At 63.0% G+C, this 20,581-nt stretch carries 19 protein-coding genes and 1 riboswitch; of the genes, 3 read left to right on the top strand and 16 right to left on the bottom strand.

The window, feature by feature from the left end:
* Positions 1-9 precede the first annotated feature (9 nt).
* Positions 10-387 carry a hypothetical protein gene (locus GTP58_RS30670; RefSeq protein ID WP_161080705.1) on the bottom strand — a complete coding sequence of 126 codons (378 nt, stop codon included), beginning with the start codon at positions 385-387 and terminating at the stop codon, positions 10-12.
* A 149-nt stretch (positions 388-536) separates the two neighbouring features.
* On the opposite strand from GTP58_RS30670, the gene GTP58_RS30665 reads away from it, so the two are divergent.
* The gene (locus GTP58_RS30665; protein ID WP_161080704.1) at positions 537-2,537 is read left to right on the top strand and encodes an FxDxF family PEP-CTERM protein; all 2,001 of its coding nucleotides are present in this window, start codon (positions 537-539) and stop codon (positions 2,535-2,537) included.
* Positions 2,538-2,604: 67 nt separating this feature from the next.
* A complete protein-coding gene (locus GTP58_RS30660; RefSeq protein ID WP_161080703.1) occupies positions 2,605-3,522 on the top strand; it encodes a phytanoyl-CoA dioxygenase family protein in 918 nt (305 codons plus the stop codon).
* Here the strand turns inward: GTP58_RS30660 and GTP58_RS30655 are convergent.
* The gene (locus GTP58_RS30655) at positions 3,482-4,903 is read right to left on the bottom strand and encodes a DHA2 family efflux MFS transporter permease subunit (RefSeq protein WP_161080702.1); all 1,422 of its coding nucleotides are present in this window, start codon (positions 4,901-4,903) and stop codon (positions 3,482-3,484) included. The two genes, GTP58_RS30660 and GTP58_RS30655, sit on opposite strands and share 41 nt — an antisense overlap.
* Before the next feature lie 94 nt (positions 4,904-4,997).
* Between GTP58_RS30655 and GTP58_RS30650 the strand changes: the two genes are divergently transcribed.
* Positions 4,998-6,725, top strand: a complete 1,728-nt coding sequence (locus GTP58_RS30650) for an alkaline phosphatase (protein WP_161080701.1) — start codon at positions 4,998-5,000, stop codon at positions 6,723-6,725.
* A 3-nt stretch (positions 6,726-6,728) separates the two neighbouring features.
* Here GTP58_RS30650 and bluB read toward each other — a convergent pair whose 3' ends face one another.
* The 14 genes from bluB to cobT all read right to left on the bottom strand — a co-directional run bounded on the left by bluB (position 6,729) and on the right by cobT (position 20,395).
* Positions 6,729-7,379, bottom strand: a complete 651-nt coding sequence (gene bluB / locus GTP58_RS30645) for a 5,6-dimethylbenzimidazole synthase (RefSeq protein WP_161080700.1) — start codon at positions 7,377-7,379, stop codon at positions 6,729-6,731.
* Positions 7,376-8,824 (bottom strand): cobyric acid synthase, encoded by a 1,449-nt coding sequence (locus GTP58_RS30640; RefSeq protein ID WP_161080699.1) that lies wholly within the window; start codon positions 8,822-8,824, stop codon positions 7,376-7,378. The genes bluB and GTP58_RS30640 overlap by 4 nt, the downstream gene beginning before the upstream one ends.
* A 1-nt stretch (position 8,825) precedes the next feature.
* Positions 8,826-9,716: a cobalamin-binding protein gene (locus GTP58_RS30635; protein WP_161080698.1), complete on the bottom strand. Its 891-nt coding sequence runs from the start codon at positions 9,714-9,716 to the stop codon at positions 8,826-8,828.
* A complete protein-coding gene (cobD, locus tag GTP58_RS30630) occupies positions 9,713-10,693 on the bottom strand; it encodes a threonine-phosphate decarboxylase CobD (protein ID WP_161080697.1) in 981 nt (326 codons plus the stop codon). The genes GTP58_RS30635 and cobD overlap by 4 nt, the downstream gene beginning before the upstream one ends.
* The gene (gene cbiB / locus GTP58_RS30625) at positions 10,686-11,648 is read right to left on the bottom strand and encodes an adenosylcobinamide-phosphate synthase CbiB (protein ID WP_161080696.1); all 963 of its coding nucleotides are present in this window, start codon (positions 11,646-11,648) and stop codon (positions 10,686-10,688) included. Before cbiB ends, cobD begins: the two co-directional genes overlap by 8 nt.
* A gap of 2 nt (positions 11,649-11,650) precedes the next feature.
* Positions 11,651-12,199: a bifunctional adenosylcobinamide kinase/adenosylcobinamide-phosphate guanylyltransferase gene (cobU, locus tag GTP58_RS30620; RefSeq protein WP_161080695.1), complete on the bottom strand. Its 549-nt coding sequence runs from the start codon at positions 12,197-12,199 to the stop codon at positions 11,651-11,653.
* A complete protein-coding gene (locus GTP58_RS30615; RefSeq protein WP_161080694.1) occupies positions 12,196-13,485 on the bottom strand; it encodes a cobyrinate a,c-diamide synthase in 1,290 nt (429 codons plus the stop codon). The genes cobU and GTP58_RS30615 overlap by 4 nt, the downstream gene beginning before the upstream one ends.
* On the bottom strand, positions 13,479-14,084 hold the full coding sequence (gene cobO / locus GTP58_RS30610) for a cob(I)yrinic acid a,c-diamide adenosyltransferase (protein ID WP_072790819.1): 606 nt from the start codon (positions 14,082-14,084) through the stop codon (positions 13,479-13,481). Before cobO ends, GTP58_RS30615 begins: the two co-directional genes overlap by 7 nt.
* Complete coding sequence (locus GTP58_RS30605; RefSeq protein WP_161080713.1) at positions 14,081-14,854, bottom strand: ABC transporter ATP-binding protein; 774 nt, start codon at positions 14,852-14,854, stop codon at positions 14,081-14,083. Before GTP58_RS30605 ends, cobO begins: the two co-directional genes overlap by 4 nt.
* Positions 14,854-15,876, bottom strand: a complete 1,023-nt coding sequence (locus GTP58_RS30600; RefSeq protein ID WP_072790817.1) for an iron ABC transporter permease — start codon at positions 15,874-15,876, stop codon at positions 14,854-14,856. The genes GTP58_RS30605 and GTP58_RS30600 overlap by 1 nt, the downstream gene beginning before the upstream one ends.
* A 56-nt stretch (positions 15,877-15,932) precedes the next feature.
* On the bottom strand, positions 15,933-17,789 hold the full coding sequence (locus tag GTP58_RS30595) for a TonB-dependent receptor domain-containing protein (RefSeq protein ID WP_161080693.1): 1,857 nt from the start codon (positions 17,787-17,789) through the stop codon (positions 15,933-15,935).
* Between the two features lie 70 nt (positions 17,790-17,859).
* Positions 17,860-18,079, bottom strand: a riboswitch (cobalamin riboswitch).
* 4 nt (positions 18,080-18,083) lie between these two features.
* Positions 18,084-18,602: a histidine phosphatase family protein gene (locus GTP58_RS30590; RefSeq protein ID WP_161080692.1), complete on the bottom strand. Its 519-nt coding sequence runs from the start codon at positions 18,600-18,602 to the stop codon at positions 18,084-18,086.
* Positions 18,599-19,366, bottom strand: coding sequence for an adenosylcobinamide-GDP ribazoletransferase (locus GTP58_RS30585; protein ID WP_161080691.1), 768 nt, complete (start codon positions 19,364-19,366; stop codon positions 18,599-18,601). Before GTP58_RS30585 ends, GTP58_RS30590 begins: the two co-directional genes overlap by 4 nt.
* 3 nt (positions 19,367-19,369) lie before the next feature.
* A complete protein-coding gene (gene cobT, locus GTP58_RS30580; protein ID WP_161080690.1) occupies positions 19,370-20,395 on the bottom strand; it encodes a nicotinate-nucleotide--dimethylbenzimidazole phosphoribosyltransferase in 1,026 nt (341 codons plus the stop codon).
* Positions 20,396-20,581 lie beyond the last annotated feature (186 nt).

Genomic DNA, 20,581 nt, shown 5'->3' with positions numbered 1-20,581 from the left:
CAAACGTGGCTATTGCGCCGCGTTCTGCTCCGCAATCAGTTTGGCGATGTGCGAATCGGCCTTGACCGGTTCGATCAGCAGCACCTGCTGGCGGTTGATGAGCATGCGGTCCGGTGCATGCGCTTCGCCGCCGCGTTTGATGAGCACGCTGGTGACCGCCTTGGTGTCCGGATTCTGCCGGCCCTGAATATAGAACACATCGCGCAGCGTGACGTAGGCGCTGCTGCTGTCCTCCAGCTTGCCAAAAAACATCTGACCATTCATCAGCGCCACGGCCTGGTAGGGCGTGCCGGTTTCCGGCGCCTGGTGGACAAAGGCGATGGTGCAAGCAGCGGCGGCAATGAGCGCCGCACTCAGTGCCGTAACGCACGCGGCAAACTTCTGCATGAAGACTCCCTGAACTAAAAATGCCCGGCAGCTTATCAGCTTCCCGGGGCGGCGCACAGCGTGTGTTGTGATGTCATAACACCGTCACAAGCTTGTAATAATTTTATGGGATATTGGAAGTTTGCTCACAACATTAACGGGACAAAGCCATGCCGATCGTACTGCCGAAATCTGCCTCCGCCATTCAATTTTTGCTGATCGCCGCACTGCCCATGGGCATGGCAACGGCAGCGGATTTCCCCGGTACCATCACTGGCGCCAGCACCAAGGCGCAAACGCTGGCGGATGGCCAGAGCGGCATAGTCGCGGCCACGGGCTCGCTGATCGTCAGCGGCAAGGACAACGCGGTGACCATCGGCGGCGCCAATGTCACCCTCACCAACAACAATATTCTCAAGCAGACCGGCACTGGCCGCGTGATCCGCGACAGCGTCGGCTATGCCAACCTGACCGTCAACAACAACGCGGGCGCACTGATGCAGGCGGCCGACGCCGATGTCATCCAGCTCACCGGCAAGTCCAGCGTGACGCTGAATAACTATGGCTCCATGATTTCGCTGAACCCGAGCGAAGGCGGTTCGCAGGCGGTGGATTTTAATGGCGTCACCGGCAGCAATGTGGTCAACAACTATGGCTTGCTGAAGGCCACCGAGGCTGACGCTGTGCGTCCCGGTGTGAACGGCGTGGTCAACAACTACGGCACCATCCAGTCGGTGACGCCGAAGAAGGGCAGCAGCGACGCCATCGACCTGCAAACCAATGCCACCGGCGTGCAGGTGTTCAACTATGCCACCGGCCTGATCGAAGGCGGCCGCCACGGCATCACCGGCGGCCCGGATACGGATGTGGCCTTCACCGTTGCCGTGACCAACGCGGCGGGCGGCATCATCCGTGGCATCAATGGTTCCGGCATCAACCTGGACGGCTTTAGCGGCAAGCAGGTGCTGACGCTGGTAAACCATGGCGCCATCACCGGCCAGGGCGTGACCGGCGACGGCGATGGTGTCGATATGGACGGCATCGCCAATATCACCAACACCGGCATCATCCGCTCGATCGACGCGTTTGCCGCCAAGGGGGAAACCAAGGCTTACAGCGAAGGCATCAGCGTGGGCGGCGGCACCATCGTCAACTCCGGCACGATTGAAGGGCTGGTCAGCGCCGGCAATACGGTGGCGGTTGGCCGCGGCATCACGCTGGCCGGCAATGACGTCAAAGGCGCACCGGAAGGCACGCGTGAAGGCCTGTATGGCCACGCTGTCATCACCAACCAGGCCGGCGGCGTGATTCGTGGCCAGAGTGATTCGGCCATTGTGGCGGTAGGCGCGGCCAGCGGCTACACGGTAACCATCAATAACAGCGCTGGCGCCTCCATCATCGGCGGCGGTGCGGTCAATGCGGCCATCAAGGGCGGGCTGGATAACACCACCATTGTGACCGGCGGCATCATCAACGGTTCCAGCAGTGGCAAGGCGATTGAGCTGGGCAGCGGCAAGAACAGCGTCACCATCACCGGCGGCGCCATCCTCGGCAGCATCAATGGCGGCAGCGGCAACCAGAACACATTGGTGGTAAACCCGGGCACGGGCGGCAGCTTCTCGTATGCGGGTGCGATTGCCAACTTCAGCAAGGTGGAAATCAAGGGTGGCGATGTCACCTTCTCCGGCGTCAGCACTTATGCTGGCGCTACCCAGCTGAGCGGCGGCAGCCTGACGCTGGATGGCGCCCAGCGCCTGTCGGCTGATAGCGCGCTGATCCTGAATGGCGGCACGCTGCGCCTGAGTAACGCCGGCGCCGACGGCCAGCATTTTGCCAGCCTGTCGCTGACCGATGATTCGGCGGTGCTGCTCGGTGGTTCCTCGCTGACCTTCGGCTCGCTGGGTACGGTCATCCATGGCAAAACGCTGACCTTCACCGAAGCCGCCGCCGGCGCCTACGCCTTCCGTTTGCAGGGTGATTATTCGTCGGACGCCAGCTTCCTGGCGCTGATCGGTGCGACCCACATCAACGGCCTGGGCGCGACGTATGCATTTGACGGCATTTACACCAAGGTCACTGCGGCAGTACCCGAGCCTGAGACGTACGCCATGATGTTTGCCGGGCTGGCGCTGGTCGGCGCCATTGCGCGTCGCCGTCGCAACAAGGTTTAGTCCACATCAAGGCGGCGCGTCCGCCGGGTTGCTACCTTCTCAGGGATTACCCTGAGAGGACAGCCCGATGGAATACGCACAGTTAAAACCTGGCAGCCAGTTTTCGCCACTCCGTAGCCTGCTGTACTACAGCCAGCGCATGGTGACTGCGCCATCGTTGCGGCGCCTGGTGGTACGCGCGTTGAGTGGCGCGCTGCGGCTGCGGCAGGGCGCGGGCGACGAACTGTGCGCCCGCGATTCTGCCGAGGAGACGGCGCTGCTGGCGCTGCGTGTCAGTGGCTACGCACCGCTGGGCAATCTGCTCAGCGACACCCAGTGCAGTGATATCCGTGCCTGGCTGGCGGACAAGCTGCTCACGGACCGCGACCGCCAACGCAGCGGCTTCACGCTGGCGCAACGGCCGCACGGCGTGCGCGTCGCCGACTATCATCTGCGGGAGGTCATCGCCTGTCCCCATATCCTGTCGCTGGCAAACAGCACGCCGCTGCTGGGACTTGCTGCGCGCTACCTGACATGCAAGCCGACCATCTCCGCGCTGGGGCTGCGCTGGTCGTTCCCCGTACCGGGTGGCAGCGTGCTGCAAGCGTTTCACCGTGACTCGGAAGACTGGCGCTACCTCAAAATCCTGGTTTATCTGAGCGATGTGGATGACGGCGCCGGGCCGCATGTTTATCTGCATGGCAGCCATCTGACCAAAGCCCCGATGCGGCTGCGTTTTTACAGCGACGCCGAAATCCTCGCCAGGCATCGCGCCGAAGACCTGTTGATCGCCACCGGCGCACGTGGCTTCTGCTTTGCGGTGGACACCGCTGGCATCCACAAGGGCGCGGCGCCGTTGCAGCAGCCACGATTGATGTTGCAGATCCAGTACTCGCTGCTGCCCAGCTATGCCTACCGCTACACGCCGGAGCAGTATCACGGGCCGCTGGTGCTGGACCCGTATATCAATCGGCTGATCCTTCGTCCGGCCGCTTCGCGTGGCTGATTGCTTCGCCATCCGTTTTGCGCAGCGTCCAGAAAGTGGCCGAGGAGATGGCGGTCAGCACCGCCAGCGCAATGAACGCATGGTGCAGCGCCGATGTCAGCGCCACGCGGTTGGACTGCGGCAGGTCGCCCAGGAACCAGCCCGTGACCAGCGACCCCGCCGCCAGGCCAAAGCTCATCGACAGCTGTTGCATGGAACTGGCGATGGTGCTGGCCATGCTGGCGTCCGGCCCCTCCACGTCGGCGTAGGCGATGCTGTTCATGCTGGAGAACTGCAGCGAATTGAAGAAGCCCTGGCACAGGCTGATCGCCACAATCACATACAGCGGCGTGCCTGCCTGCACAAACGAATACATGCAGATGGTCAGGCCGATCAGCAGCGTATTCACCGTCAGCACCTGACGGTAGCCGAAGCGGGCCAGCACGCGCGTGGAAATCACCTTCATGCCCATGGCGGCAGCGGCGGATGGCATCATCAGCAAACCGGATTGCCACGCAGGCAGCCCAAGGCCCAGCTGATACAGCAGCGGCAGCAGGAACGGCAGGCCGCCCACGCCGATGCGCGTGATGAAACCACCCAGCACCGACACGCGGAAGGTCCGTACCTTGAGCAAGGCAAGGCGCAGCAGCGGGAAGGGCGCTTCCCTGGCATGCCACGCATACGCGGCCAGCAGGCTGATGGAAATGAACAGCAGCACCGCAGCCGAGGTCACATCGAGCTTGTGTTCACCAAACACTTCCAGCAGCCATGACAGCAAAGCGATGCCGGTGCCGAACAACACGAGGCCGATCAGGTCCAGCGGCCTTGGATGGTCGCCGTGGTAGTCCGGCATGTAGCGGTGCGCCAGGAAGATCGCCACCAGGCCCACTGGCACGTTGATGAAGAAGATGTCGCGCCAGCTTAGCCAGTGCACGATCAAGCCGCCGATGGTGGGGCCGAGCAGTGGCCCGATCAGCGCCGGGATGATGACGAAGTTCATGGCCGCCAGCAGCTCGTGCTTGGGGAAGGTGCGGACAATGGTGAGCCGGCCCACCGGCATCATCATGGCCGCGCCAAAGCCCTGCAACAAACGCGCGGCCACCAGCATGGGCGAGTTGACCGACAGGCCACACAGTACGGAGGCGAAGGTGAAAATGGCAATCGCCGTCATGAACACCCGGCGCGTGCCAAAGCGGTCCGCCATCCAGCCGCTGATGGGAATGGAGACAGCGAGGCTGAGGATGTAGCTGGTCACAACCGCCTTCAGGCTCAGTGGCGTCACTTGCAAGCTGGCGGCCATGGAGGGAATCGCCGTGTTGACGACGGTGGAGTCCAGCTGCTCCATGAAAAGGGTAGTGGCGACTACCCAGGGCAGGTAGCGCTTGGCGGCGGTGTCGTTCATGTGGTGATTGTCACACAAAATAAACAGAACGGTCACACACGCGTCACGTATGGGGCGTAAGTTGCGGACATCGCTACGGCCTATGGGAGAGGACATGGAGATCAAACCGCCAATACCACCTGGACGCCGTACTTTTATCCGCCAGATGGCCGCATCCTCCGCATTGCTGGGCGTGGGCGCGAGTGGCTTGAGCGGTTGTACCAGCACGGCTGCCGGCGTTGCCGACAATGGCGCGCCGGGCTTTCGCCATGGCGTGGCGAGTGGTGATCCGCTCAGCGACCGCGTTATCCTGTGGACGCGTGTCACGCCGCCGCATGGCCACACGGGCGAGATGCCCGTGCGCTGGCAGATGGCCACGGATCCGGCCATGCAGAATCTCATCGGCCAGGGGAGCGTGGTGACTTCCGCGCAGCGCGACTTCACGGTCAAGGTGGATGCCGGCGGCCTGTTGCCTGGCCATGTCTACTACTACCAGTTTGCCATCGATGGCGAGAAGTCGGTTGTCGGCCGCACCAAGACGCTGGCGCGCAGCGACGTGCGCCAGGTGCGGCTAGCGGTGTTCTCGTGTTCGAATTATCCAGCCGGTTATTTCAACGTGTATGCCGACGCCGCGCGCCAGGACGATATCGACGCCGCGCTGCACATCGGCGACTACATCTACGAATACGAAAGCACGGGCTACGCCTGCGGTAATGCGGAGGCGCTGGGCCGCGTGTCCGAACCGCGCGAACTGCTGTTGCGTACGGACGACTATCGCAGCCGCTACGCGCAGTACCGGTCCGACCCCGATTTGCAGGCCGTGCATGCGGCCATGCCGTTTATCGTGGTGTGGGACGATCACGAATTCGCCGACGATACCTGGCGCGATGGCTCGGTCGATCACAAGGCCAGCAAGTACGGTCCGTTCGAACTGCGCAAGCTGGCAGCCATGACGGCCTATCACGAATGGATGCCGATACGCGTGCCGGATGCGGCAACGCCGGACAAGATTTACCGCTCGTTCGACTTCGGCGGCATCGTCTCGCTGCACATGCTCGATACGCGTCTGATCGCGCGTGACCAGCAGCTGATGATGTCTTCCTATTACGACGAGCACAAACACTTCGACGTGGAGAAGTACAAACAGGATGTCTGCTCGCCGCGCCGCCAGATGATAGGCCGTGAACAGATGGCATGGCTGCAAGGGCAGGTGGTTCGTTCCAGGGCGCGCTGGCAGATGCTGGGCCAGCAGGTGCTGATGGCGCGCATGGAGTATCCCACCGCCGTGGTCATGGGCGAGTGCAACTGCACCGATTATTCCGCACTCAAGAAACGCGCCAAGGCAGATCCATCCTGCGTCAATGCGAAGCAGCAGCGCTGGCTGTCTGGCACGACCTTGCCGTGCTATCTGGATTCGTGGGACGGCTATCAGGCCGACCGCGAGCAAGTGTTTGAGATGATGCAGAAGCACCGCAAAAACCTGGTGGTGCTGGCGGGCGACACCCATAACGCCTGGGCCAGCGATCTGCACGATGCGCAGGGCAAGCAGGTAGGCGTGGAGTTTGCAACCGCGTCAGTGTCATCGCCGGGCATGGAGGGCGCGTATCGCGACCGTGACCCGGAAGATGTGGCCAGCATGATGGTGGATCTGATCGAACCGCTGTATTACGCGCAGACCAGCAAGCGAGGCTATATGATCGTCACCGCCAGCCACGATCAGGTGCGCTGCGACTGGCGCTTTGTCGACACGGTGTTCAAGCATGAGTTCACGGCTGCGACGGAACGCAGTCTGCGTGTGCTGCCGGGGCCGGGCAATCGCCGCATCGAGGAATGCCCGGCGTAGGAATCAGGCGGCGTTGTCCCAGCGGTTTTCGAACAGGATCTCGCTGATCGGCCGGCGCTGGTCCCACTTCTCCAGTTCCAGCATGGGCGCGGTGTAGAACTCGTGCACCTGCCCCACGCACAGCACGGCAATCGGCTGGCTGCCTTCCGGCATGCCGACGATCTCGCGCAATTGCTGCGGATCGAACATCGAGACCCAGCCCGCACCGATGCCTTCCGCACGCGCAGCGAGCCAGAAGTTTTGCAGCGCGCAGGCGGCGGAGGCCAGGTCCATCTCCGGCATGGTGCGGCGGCCGAACACGTACTCATCGCGCTTGTCGATCAGGCCGACGACCAGCACTTCCGCGCATTCGAGTATGCCTTCCACCTTGAGACGCATGAAGTCTTCGGCGCGCTTGCCCAGCGCTTCCGCAGTCTTGATGCGCTCTTCGTTCACATGCTGGTGAATGCGCGCCCGCAGTGCGCCGTCTGTGATGCGGACGAAACGCCATGGCTGCATGTAGCCGACGCTGGGGCCATTGTGGGCGGCTTCCAGAAAGCGTTTCAGCTGGCCGTCTTCCAATGGACCTGGTTTGAAGTGGCGCACATCGCGGCGTTCGCGGATGGCGCGGTAGACGCCGAAGATTTCGGCGTCGGTGTAGGCGTGCGGATTCATTTCAGTGCGATCAGTGCGTCGAGGAGTGGCTGCGTGGCGTCGGCAATCCGATCCAGGCTGGCTTCGCGCAGGGCGGAAGTGTCCACGGTGTTGTCCGAATGGAGCCCGGCCCAATGGAGCAGGGCGCTGATGGCTTGCGGCGTGTCGAACAAACCGTGCAGGTAGGTGCCCAGTATCTGGCCATCGTCGGACAGCGCACCTTCCGGGCGGCCGTCGATGAAGAAGGCAGGTCTGGCCAGCGCGCTGCCAGTGGACACGCCCATGTGGATTTCGTAACCGGCGACCGGTGCTTGTGCGTGGTCGAAGGCGCAGGTGCCCTGGACTTGCACCAGTCGCTTGTCCGGGCTCATTTCCGTCCGCATGTCGAGCAGGCCGAGTGCGGGCGACACGCCGGCCTGGCCTTCCATGCCCAGCGGGTCGGTCACTTCGCGGCCCAGCATCTGGAAGCCGCCGCAGACGCCGATGACTTTGCCGCCGTAGCGCAGGTGGCGCTGGATCTGCGCCGGCCAGCCTTGGGCACGCAGCCATTCCAGATCGCCGCGCGTGTTTTTGCTGCCGGGGAGGATGATGAGATCTGCTGGCGGGATCGGTTCGCCCTGGCGGACAAAGCGCAGATCGACGTCCGGGTGAGCACGCAGTGCGTCAAAGTCGGTGTGATTGCTCATACGCGGCAGGCTGGGGACCACCACGCGGAACGCGCCACGCTCGGCCTGTACCGGCTGCACGGCATCTTCGGCATCCAGGAACAGGCCATGCAGGTAGGGCAGCACGGCCAGCACCGGCTTGCCGGTCTGCTGCTCCAGCCAGTCCAGTCCAGGCTCCAGCAGCTTGATGTCGCCACGGAAGCGGTTGATGACGAAACCAATGGTGCGTTTGCGTTCGCTCTCCGACAGGCAGGCCAGCGTGCCGACGATGTGGGCGAACACGCCGCCACGGTCGATGTCCGCCACCAGTATTACCGGGCAGTCCACCTTTTCCGCAAAGCCCATGTTGGCGATGTCGCGGTCGCGCAGATTGATTTCCGCCGGGCTGCCCGCGCCTTCCACCACCACGCTGTCGTATTGCTTCAGCAAGCGGTCATGCGATTCCAGCACGGCCTGCATGGCCACGGTTTTGTATTGATGATAGTCGCGCGCATTCATCTCGGCGCGCACTTTACCGTGGATGATGACCTGGGCGCCGATGTCGCTCGATGGCTTGAGCAGTATCGGATTCATGTCGGTGTGCGGCTGTAAGCCGGCAGCGATGGCTTGCAAGGCCTGCGCGCGGCCGATTTCGCCGCCGTCCGTGGTGACGGCGCTATTCAGCGCCATGTTCTGCGGCTTGAACGGCGCCACTCGTACGCCACGGCGTTTCAACAGCCGGCACAGGGCGGCAACCACGGTGCTTTTGCCGGCGTCGGAGGTGGTGCCTTGCACCATCAGGGTGGAATAAGGGAACGTCATATTATTTGCGGTGCTGGCGGGCTTCTTCGATTTTTTCACACAGGGCCTTGGTGCCTGCCACCATGCGCGGGCCGGCGCGGTTCAGCAGGTCGCCCTGCAGGCGAAACAGATTGTTGTTTTTCACGGCCAGCATATTGGGATAGGGCTTCCACAGATCGACGCTGCCGTAGTCTTTTTCGCTGGTGCCGAAAATGGCTTCCGGATTTTCCTGCAACACGCCTTCGATGCTGACAACCGGTGCTGTCACCTTCAGGTCGGCGAAGATGTTGACACCACCGCACAGGCGGATGGAGTCGCTGACGATGGATTTGCCATTCAAGGTGTACAGCGGCTTGTCCCAGACCTGATAGAACAGGCGTACCGGCGGGCGGTTGGCATACTGCTTCGCCATCGCGGCAAATTGCGCGCGGATGTCGGCGGCGGTGGCGTTGGCCACGGTTTCGGTGCCCATCAACTGGCCGAGCCGCACCACGTTGTCTGCAATGCCATCGAGTTTGGCCGGCTCGCTGTGGAACAGTGGGATGCCGAGTTTGCGCAGGCCTTCAATCTGGCGCTCGAAGCCGCCGTGCATCCAGATGACGATGAGGTCGGGCCTCATGGCTGCCACGCGTTCCATGTCGATCAGACGGTTGTCGCCGACATGCGGAATCTTCTTTGCCGCTTCCGGATAATCGCTATAGGTGACTGCGCCGACGATTTTTTCGCCCGCACCGGCGGCGAACAGCAGTTCCGTCACGTGCGGCGCCATGGCGATCACGCGTTGCGCCGGCTTTTGCAGCGTGACGACATTGCCGTCATCATCGCGCACCGAGATGGCGGCAGCACTGGAGCTGGAGCTGGCGCTGGCGGTGGCCGCAGCCAGCAGGGCTGTGGCGAAGATCAGTTTTTTCATTGCTTGCTCCATTCAGTGAGTGCTGCTTGCAGGCGTTGCCAGCCTGCTTCGTCCGGCGGCAGGCCAAGACGGATGCCACGTGCCGCTTGCGTAAAAAGCCGTACCCAGATGCCGCGCTCCGCCATGTGCTGCCAGAACGCTTCCGGTTGGGGCTCCGCCCACCACTGGAACAGTGGCGTGCCGCAGGATTGAATGCCGTGCGCCGCCAGCAGTGCGCGCAGACGTTCGCCGCTGGCATGCAGCTGCTCGCGCGTCGCTGCCTGCCACGCCTGGTCGCTTAGCGCCGCCACAGCGATCTGCTGCGCCGGGCCGCTGATGGTCCATGGACCCAGCAGGTCTGCCAGGTCGCGCAGTAGACCGGCGTGGGCCGCTACAAAGCCCAGACGAATCCCGGCCAGGCCGAAGAATTTGCCAACCGAGCGCAGTACGATGAGGCCAGGTTGGGCGGTGTATGCGGCGACGCTGTTGTCCGCCGCCGTATCACCAAACGCCTCATCGACTACCAGCCAGCCGCCACGCGCGGCCAGGTCGCCGGCCCATTGCAGAAGCTGGGCGGCAGGGACGACGTCGCCGGTGGGATTGTTCGGATTGACGACGACAACGACATCGTGATGGGCGACAGCGGCCGCCAGATCTGCATAGGGCGTCAGCGTCATCGCATGGCCATGGCCGGCCCAGTGGTGTGCATGCTCCGCATAGGATGGCGCGCTGACTGCCACGCGCGATGGGGCGCGCAGACGGGGCAGCGCCTGAATTGCTGCCTGCGTGCCAGCCACCGGCAGCATCAGCGGTGCGCCGTAGAAAACTTGCGCCGCAGCGGTGAGCGCGGGATCAGGCTCCGGCAGACGATGCCAGGCATTGTTCGCCACCACCGGCGCCGGATACCAATGGGGATTGATGCCGGTGGACAGATCAACCCAGTCCTCGCGGCCAAAGCGTTTTGCGGCGTCGCGCAGATTGCCGCCGTGTTCAAGCATGTGTGTACTCCATGATGGCCGCAGCAGTACAGGCGATGGCCAGCCACAGCGCGGTGGTGCGCGCGACCAGCAGCCAGGCGCGGTTGATATCGGCGCCGGTAGCGGGTGGTCCGTCACCCAGTACCGGGCGATGTTCCAGCTGGCCGTGGTAGATGGCTGCGCCGCCCAGCTGCACGCCAAGCGCACCAGCGCCGCTGGCCATGGTCGGACCGGCGTTTGGGCTATCCCATGCCGGAGCTTGCGCGCGCCAGCATTGCCATGCCCGGCGTTTGCCTTGCAGGCCAGGCGCCAGCAGCACGTAGGACAGCGCAGTCAGACGGGCGGGAATGTAGTTGAGCGCATCGTCGATGCGGGCTGCGGCACAGCCGAATTGCAGCAGCCGTGGCGTGCGATAGCCCCACATCGCGTCCAGCGTGTTCGCCATGCGGAACAACACGGCGCCAGGCCCGCCTGCAACGATGAACCAGAACAGCGTGCCGAAGACGGCATCGTTGCCATTCTCCAGCAGCGATTCGGCACTGGCGCGCGTCAGCTCGATTTCGCTGGCGCTGGTGGTGTCGCGGCTGACGATGTAGGAGGTCAGGCGGCGGGCATCGTGCAGGTCATTCCGGGCCAGCGCATCGGCAATCGGCAGATTGTGGTCGCGCAGGCTGCGCAAGCCAAGCGCTAAATACAGCATGAGGGCATGAGCGGCAGCTTGCGCGAGCGGCATTGCCAGTGCATGAACCAGCAGTGCGGCCAGTGCCGTCAAGGGCAGCACGGCCAGCATCCACGCCAGCACGCCGCGCAGAAAGCGCAACGGGCCTTCGCGATTGAGATGGCGCTCCAGCGCCATGGCCAGGTTGCCAAAGCCAACCAGCGGATGCCAGCGGCGCACCTCGCCCCACCATAGATCCAGCAACACTGCGGCCACCATCAATACGGCGATGGTGGAAAAGCTCAGCCCACTCAGCACGGTTATCCTTTTAAGACCAGCGGCAAGCCTGCAGCCACAAACACTACGCGGTCGCAGATTGATGCGACGGCCTGGTTCAGGCGTCCCTGTTCGTCCATGAAGCAGCGCGACACGGCGCCCATGGGCATGATGCCCAGGCCGACTTCATTCGACACCATTACGACGTCGCTGGCGCACTTGGTCAGGGCGCTGGCCAGCATGTCCTGCTGTTCGTGGAACAGGGCCGGCAGGGTGATCTCGCCGACGTCCGGATATTCTTCTCCGCCACTAAATAGCAGATTGCTGAGCCATAGCGTCAGGCAGTCCACCATAATCAGGCGGTCGGGCGAGGACCAGCGCAGCAGCTGGTTTCCCAGTGCCAGCGGCTCTTCAACCGTGGTCCATTCCGGCGAACGGCCGGCGCGGTGGTGGGCGATGCGTGCCGCCATTTCACCATCGCCAGCAGTGGCGGTGGCGATGTAGAGGACTTCCTTGCCCGAGTCGGCGGCCAGACGCTCAGCGTAAGCGCTTTTGCCGGAGCGGGCGCCGCCCAGAACCAGTGTACGTGTCATATCACACTCCTAAGAAACAAAGCGGCGCTTGCCGCCGGATTGGATGGAAAGTATGCGTGAAAATACGAAGCCGATAGCGATCCTGCACGGTACCATGCCTCACCTTGTATAGCGGAGGGATGCTTGCTAGTGTACGCGGCTGGTGCCACGTCCGTCGCCAGTTTCGAGTAGTGGAAGGTATGGCCGCGCAATATGCCTTGCGGCGTGGGCAGGCCTTGCGAGCCCAGTCCCGCAAGCCGTGGCTGCATGGCCACAGCACCGGGCAGCAGGCCTGCCATTTTCCATACCGCGCCCGATTGGTCCGCCAGCGTGTCTGCCACCGCCATCATGCCGCCGCATTCGGCGACAATCGGCATGCCCGCTGCGTGCGCTGCGCGTACGGAGGTCTGCCAGTTGCCTGCCTGCGACAGCTGCGCCGCGTGCAGTTCGGGGTAGCCGCCGGGCAGATAGACCGCGTCCGCCTCTGCCGGCACGGCTTCATCGGCCAGCGGCGAGAAAAATTTCAACGTCGCGCCCAAGGCGCGCAGTATGTCCAGGTTGGCCGGATAGATAAACATGAAGGCGGCGTCGCGCGCAATGGCGATGGTTTTCCCGGCCAGCAGCGGTTCCGTTTGCGTGGCGGCTGGCGCGGCGCCCAGATCGACCGGGCGCAGGCTGTCCCACGCTGCCTGGTCAAACACCAGCTGGTCGGCCAGTTCATCAAGCAGCTGGTCGATATCATTCACCTCACCCGGCAGGACCAGGCCGAGATGGCGTTCCGGCAGTGACCTGGCCTGCTTGGGCAGGGTGGCGAACAGTGGAATGTCGCGTAGCGAGGTTGCCACCATTTTGGCGTGGCCTTCACTGGCAACGCGGTTGGCGATGACACCGGCCATCTCGACCGGGCCATAGTCGCGCAACCCGTGCACCAGGGCGCCAGCGGTTTGCGCCATGGCGCCGGCGTCGATTACCGCCATCACTGGCACGCCGAATTCGCGCGCCAGGTCGGCCGATGAGGGCGTGCCGTCGTACAGGCCCATGACGCCCTCGATAAGGATCACGTCCGCTTCCGCAGCGGCTTGCGCCAGTTGTTGGCTGCACAGCTCTTTACCCACCATCCACAAATCCAGCGAGCGCACCGGCGCGCCGCTGGCGCGTTCGAGCAGCATGGGATCGATGAAGTCCGGGCCGCACTTGAATACGCGCACGCGTTGTCCCAGGCGGACCAGCTTGCGCGCCAGTGCAGCGGTGACAGTGGTCTTGCCTTGTCCCGATGCGACAGCGGCAAGCAGCAGGGCTTTTACCATTCGGTCCCCGCTTGCGCGCCAATGCCAGCCTTGAAAGCGTGTTTGACGACGTTCATTTCAGTGACGGTGTCGGCAATCTCGATCAGTTCCGGTGGCGCGCCACGGCCGGTGATGACCACGTGCTGCATTGGTGGACGTGCCAGCAGGTCGTTGATGACCACTTCCACATCCAGGTAGCGGTATTTGAGGGCGATGTTCAGCTCATCGAATATCACCAGGCCGATTTCCGGATCGGCCAGGAATTTCCTGGCCTGCTCCCATGCCAGTTCGGCCTTTTCGATATCGCGTTCGCGGTTCTGGGTCTCCCAGGTATAGCCTTCGCCCATGGAGTGGAAGCTGATCTCTTCCGGGAAGCGGCGCAGGAACAGCTCTTCGCCCGTCTGCATTGCGCCTTTGATGAACTGCACCACGCCGACCTTCATGCCATGTCCCATGGCGCGGATCGCCATACCGAAGCCGCTGGAGCTTTTGCCTTTGCCGTTGCCGGTGTTGACGATGATGATGCCGATTTGCTTGTCCGCAGCGGCGATCTTGGCGTCGATAATGGCTTTTTTGCGTTCCATGCGGACGCGGTGACGTTCGTTGATCTCGTCGCTCATAGTGTGTTCTCGTTAGGGATAAAGATGCTGCGTGCACCGTGCTGGATGACTTCAATCGGATGGCCGAGGTAGTCGCTGAGGATGTCCGCCCGCATGACATCATCCTTGCTGCCAGCCAGCCAGCGGCCATCGCCTTTCAGCAGCAGGGCGTGGGTGGAGACGCCGTGCGCCAGCGTCAGATCGTGGCCGATCATGACGGCGGTCTTGCCCTGCTCGCGGCACAGGCGCGCCAGAATATTCATCACGCTGACCTGGTGCGCGAGGTCGAGCGCATTGGCGGGTTCGTCGAGCAGCAGCAGCGGCGTGTCCTGCGCCAGCATGGCGGCGATGGCGACGCGCTGGCGTTCACCACCGGATAGCGTACGCACATCGCGTCCGGCCAAATCGGCGACTTCCATGGCTTCCAGCGATTTCAGGGCGATCGCGTGATCGTCGCTGTCTTCCCAGTAGCGGTTGCCGTGATAGGGATGGCGTGCCGACAGCACGGTTTCGATGACGCTGTAGGCAAAGGCGTCGCTGCGGCTTTGGGCGAGGAAGGCACGCTGGCGTGCCAGTTCCGCCAGCGGCCATTCCGCCAGCGGCTTGCCGGACAGGGCGACATGGCCTGCTTCCACGCCACGCAGTCCCGCCAGTGCGCGCATCAGCGTACTTTTGCCGGCGCCATTACGGCCGATGATGCTCCAGCATTCACCTTCGGCCACCTGCCAGTTCAGGTCCGTGACCAGCTGGCGCTGGCCGATGCTGAGGGATAGGTTGTGAGTACCGATCATCATTTACGCAGCCGATGCAGTTGATACAGGAAGACCGGGGCGCCGATCAGCGCCGTCACCACGCCCACTGGCAGCTGGGTCGGTGCGATCACGGTGCGGGCCAGCGTGTCGGCCAGCAGCAGGAAGGTGCCGCCGGCCAGCGTGGCGGCCGGAATCAGTATGCGGTGGTCGGGACCGACCGCAAAGCGGCAGGCATGCGGCACAATCAGGCCGACAAAGCCAATGCTGCCCGCGCTGGTGACGGCGCTGGCGGTCAGCAGGCCGGAGACGAAGAACAGGCCTTTGCGCAGCGCGCCCACGCGGATGCCCAGCGTGGCGGCGGCCTCCGCATGCAGCGCCATGACGTTGATGGAGCGGGCAATACGCAGCGCATACGCCAGCGCAGCGATCAGGACCACCCATGGCATGACGCGGACCTGGGTACCAGACAGGTCGCCGATCATCCAGAATACCATGCTGCGCAAGCGGCTTTCCGGAGCGACGGACAGCATCAGCGTCACCAGCGCCATGCAGGCGGAAGACATGATGGCGCCGGTCAGCAGCAACAGCGCCGTGCCGCCTTCGGCAGCGGTACCGCTGCGCAGGTCGCGCTTGGCCAGCAGATACAGCATCATGGCGACGGTGACGGCGCCGACGAAGGCGGCGGCATCCACCATCCAGGCGGCGCACATGAATAACAACGCGGCCAGCGCACCGACGGAGGCGCCGGCCGAAATACCAAGGACATACGGATCGGCCAGCGGATTGCGCAGCAATGCCTGCATCATCACGCCGGCCAGCGACAGCGCTGCGCCTGTGGCGAAAGCGGAGACCGCGCGGCTGAGGCGCAGGTCGAGCAGGGTGGCTGCCAGCGTCGATTGCTGGCCGTGCAGCAGCTCATTGAGCGCTGCGGGAATATCGGAAATGGGAATCGAGACCGAACCGGTCATGCCCGAAAAAATCAGGCTGGCAAACGCAAACAGCACCAACCCGGTGAAGGTGATGACGGCGCGCTGTCGCAGATTGCGGGAGAAAGAATGCATGCACTGCTTTCAAAAAAACTGCCGGGGAAGGTGGCCAACCCCGGCAGGTTACACCATTATTTGTAGCCGTAACGGATACCGGCAAACACCTTGGAGCCTGGCGTTGCGTAGTTATTCGCCAGGTCGTACTGCTTGTCGCCGATGTTATTCCAGCGGACCAGCGCCGACCAGTCGCGCGTGATGGCGTAGGTGGCGAACAGGTTCACCAGGCCATAGCCGCCCAGGCGGGTCTTGTTGAGTGCATCGTCGTAACGGTCGCCGGACAGGTCCAGCTCCGCGCCCAGCTTCCACTGGCCGATAGCGTAGTCGGCGCTCAGGTTGCCGTGTTTCTTCGAACGGCGTGCCAGACGCTTGCCGCTGTTGTCGTCCTTGGGATCTTGCAGGTCGATGCTGGCATTCAGGTTGACGCCGGCCACTTTGGTGGCGCCGGCGACGGTCAGGCCTTCCAGCGTGGCGTTGGCGATGTTGTACACGCAGGACTTGCCGGTACTGGTGCCGAATGGGCATGGCGTGGTGCTCAACAGCAGATCGGTCAGGCGGTTACGGTAGTAGTTGGCGCTGATCGCGTTGACGCCGTCATCCCAGCGGATGCCGATTTCTGCGTTCTTGCCTTGTTCCGGTTTGTTGGCAGGATTGCCGTAGCCCGGATAGTACAGTTCATTGTAGGTCGGCGCGCGGAAGCTGGTGCCATAGCTGGCGGTGGCGCGCAGCTGGCGCGTGAAGTCGTAGCCGTAGCCCAGCGAGCCAGTGTTCTTCGCACCGTACACCGATTTATCGCGGCGGATGGCGGCGTTCAGCAGGTTGGCGCCGCGGCGGGCGTTATAGGATGCGGCCCAGGAGTTGGTGGTGCGTTCCGGCTTGTCCAGCTTGAAGCCGTTGGTGTCCACTTCTTCCTTGCGGTGATCGTACAGCACTTGCAATACATCTTCGCCAATGCGGATGTCGTTTTGCAGCGTGATGTCGGTCTGCTTGGTATTGATGCGCGAGTAGCCGGTAGCTGCCGCGCTGCTGAAGGTTTCGCCGTTGTCCTTGCTCTCTGCGTATTGCAGCAGGGTGTCGACGTTCGATACAAACTGCGCCTTGCCGTAGACGGCGGCGGTTTCAAACAGCGCCTTGCTGCGGACATCGTATGCTGACGCGCCGCTGTCGTACTGCGAATCCAGTTTGCTGTGCAAGAACAGTGCGCCGGCTTCGTAGCCGGGCGCCAGTTGCAGGCTGAATTGGCCGGAGACGTTTTCCTTGTCGTAGCCGTCGCGGTCAGGGTTGTACGAGCCGCTGGCCGGGCGGGTGGCCGAGAAGCCGTCGGATTTTTCCTTGCCGGCGCTGATCGCGTAGCTGAAGCTATGCTCACCGCCGGTGGCGCCGGACAGGGTGGCGTCGGCTTCGCGCGTCTTGTCGCTGCCGTAGCCTGCGAAGGCCGTCACGCTTGGCGTACCTTTGCCTTTTTTGGTGAAGATCTGGATGACGCCGCCGATGGCGTCGGCGCCGTACAGGGAGCTCAGTGGGCCGTAGACGATTTCGATATGGTCAATCGCGGTCAGCGGAATGGCGCTCCAGTTGGCGGCGCCGGTGGTCGAGGAACCGATACGCACACCGTCCACCAGCACGATATTGTGGTTGCTGTTGGCGCCACGGATGTAGACGCTGGACGCCGTACCTGCACCGCCGTTACGGGCGATCTCGATGCCGCGCTGGCGCTGCAGCAGGTCGATGATGGAGCCGGCGCCCGATTCCGAAATCTGCTCGGCGCTGATCGTGATGGTATCGCTGATGACGTTGGCCAGCGGTTGCGGGGTACGGGTGGCGGTGACAACCACGGTGCCATTGTTGACTGGTTCGGCGTGCGCGTAGCAGGCAGCCATGGCCAATGCCAGCGACGACAGCGCCGCAGGACGGGAGATACGAAGGGTCATGATGTTATTTCTGTTAGTAGCAACCGGCCGACGTCCCCGTTGGCCAATTGTGAACAGAAGCGAGGGGCAGCCCGCTTCCACCTGGTTTGGCCGGTATCCGGGCTAACAAGTGGAACCACCTTACCTTCCCATGCCTCGGCACAGTGGTTATAAGAGGTGATGTGTCGCGTACAGCGGCGACGCTTGCTTACCGTTGCGGGGGCAGCACACGTTGGCTTTTATGGCTTCGTGTTTCCCGTTTAACTGCAGGTCTGAACAGACATGCGGGCACCAAAACCCGCACATTATACGGGTTTAAAGGGTCAAAGTGGAGCCGTAGGGGATTTGATGGGCGCTTTGCGCGGCCTGTCGCGCCATCTCCGCAGGGGCAAGGCCGGCGTGGCACGCAGTGAGCAAACGGATGGCGCCGGCGTGGCAGATGACGATGGCCGACTGGCCTTGCAGCGCCGTGTGGAATGCGCTGATGCGCTGCGCCATCTGCAATACGCTCTCGCCGCCGCCAGGGCGGTAGTTGACCGTGTCGGCAGCCCAGGCGTCGATGGCCGCGCGGGGGATGGTGTCCCATGGCTGCATTTCCCAGTCGCCGAAATGCATCTCGGCCAGGCGGGCATCATAGTGTGGCGATGGCGTCAGGCGGGCGGCCAATTGGGCGCAGCGGCGCAGGGGGCTGGAGTAGATGGGCAGATCGCTGGGCAGCCGCAGCGTCGCCAGCGTTTGCTCCAGCTGCTCGGGCGCGACCGCCAGATCGGTACTGCCGTAGCAGATGCCTGGTGCGACCAGCGGCTGGGGATGGCGGACCAGTATCAGCGTCATCGGGTGAAGCTGGCCAGGACGCATAGATAGAACATCACTTCCGTCACCTGCTGCACCGCGCCCAGGCAATCGCCCGTGTAGCCGTCGATGCGGTGCACGCATTTACGGGCCAGCCAGAACGTCGCGATGGCCGTCGCCACCACGCCGCTGAACAGCGCAGATACTGGCAGCCAGTGCAGCGCACCGGCCGCCACGACAGGCAGGACAACGGTGAGTGCGGCGATCAGGAATTCGCGGTTGCTCATTTTCTGTGCAAGCGGCTTGGCCTTGCCTTCCGCGCGCGCGTAATCGAGACGCCAGATCAGCGAGGTCGCCATCAGGCGGGAAAGCGGATGGGCCACGAATAAGGCGCCAATCGCGGCCAGCGGCGGCAGCATGGACAGCGTCACCAGTTTCAGCGCCAGCATGCACAGCGTGCCGATCGCGCCGTAAGCGCCGATGCGCGAGTCCTTCATTATCTCCAGCACGCGCTCCTGCGTCATGCCGCCACCGAAGCCGTCGCACATATCGGCAAAGCCATCTTCATGGAAGGCGCCGGTGGCGTAGATGCCGGCTGCGGTGGAGATAACTACAGCAACTGGCGCTGGCAGGAAGTACGACGTCAATGCATAGGCGCCGCCAGTAATTGACGCCACCACGACACCGACCAGCGGGAAGTAGCGCGAGGCCTGGTTCAGCCACGCAGGATCAAAGCCTACCCAGCCAGGGATGGGCAAGCGGGTAAAGAACTGCAGGGCAGTGAAGAACAGGCGGAGCTGATGCATCGCTTACTCGGACTTTTCGCTGACCTGGGCCGACTCAAATGTGGCCATCTGGTTCAGGAAGTTGGCGGCAGCGTGCAGCAGCGGCAGCGCGAGTGCGCAGCCAGTCCCTTCGCCCAGGCGCAGACCAAGGTTCAGCAAAGGTTTTGCGTGCAGCGCTTCCAGCATCTGTTGGTGGCCGTTCTCGTTGGAGCAGTGGGCAAACACGCAGTAATCCAGAATGGCGGGCTGCATGCGGGCGGCGACCATCAGTGCGCTGGTAACGATGAAGCCATCGATGAGCAGCACTTTGTGCAGTTCGGCCGCTTTCAGCATGGCGCCGGCCATCATGGCGATTTCGAGACCGCCGAAGGTGGCGAGGACATCGTGCGCTTCGGTGGCATGCACGTGCTTGGCGACGGCAGCTTCGATGACGTGCTGTTTATGCACTATGCCTTCGGCCGACAAGCCGGTGCCGGCACCGACACATTGCGCGACCGGGATGCCGGTCAGCTTGTGCATCAGGGCAGCGGCGGCCGTGGTATTACCAATGCCCATTTCGCCGAAGCCGACCACATTGCCTTCCAGTTCAGCCGCCAGGGCCATGCCGGTGGCCAGCGCGGTATCGCACAGTTCACGGCTCATGGCGGGCTGCTGCGCAAAGTTGTGGGTGCCGTGGGCCAGCTTGCGGTCAGTCAGACCGCTGCGCGGGCCGAAGTCGTGATTGATGCCTGCATCGATCACGCGCAGGTCGCAGCTGTTCTGTGCAGCGAAGACGTTGATGGCGGCGCCGCCAGCCAGGAAGTTCTCCACCATTTGCCAGGTCACGTCCTGCGGATAGGCGGAGATGCCCTCGGCCACCACGCCATGGTCGGCAGCGAAGACCAGAATCGCTGGCTTACTAATAGAGATAGCCCGCGTGTTCTGTATTAAGCCCAGCTGTTTGGCCAGCGCCTCCAATACGCCCAGGCTACCCAGCGGCTTGGTCTTGTTATTAATGGCGTTGTCGAGTTGAACAGCGAGCGCGTCATTGCGAGTAGGGGAGATTGGCATGGGGCGATGTATGAATCGAAGAATTTATTATTCTACCCCTTGCCAAAGCGGGTGGTGGCTTGCTATAGTTCGGTCCCTCGCGAAACGAAGCATGCAAATGCAGAGTGAAACGAAGAAAAAGAAGAGCTTGACGAGATGTACGAAACGCCTCATAATCTTGCCTCTTCGCTGATGAACAAAACGCTT

The sequence above is a fragment of the Duganella sp. CY15W genome (genome assembly GCF_009857555.1).
GTDB classification, from domain to species: Bacteria; Pseudomonadota; Gammaproteobacteria; order Burkholderiales; family Burkholderiaceae_D; genus Rugamonas; species Rugamonas sacchari.
Note: the sequence above shows the minus strand (reverse complement) of the source record. Positions and strands in the feature narration are given on the sequence as shown.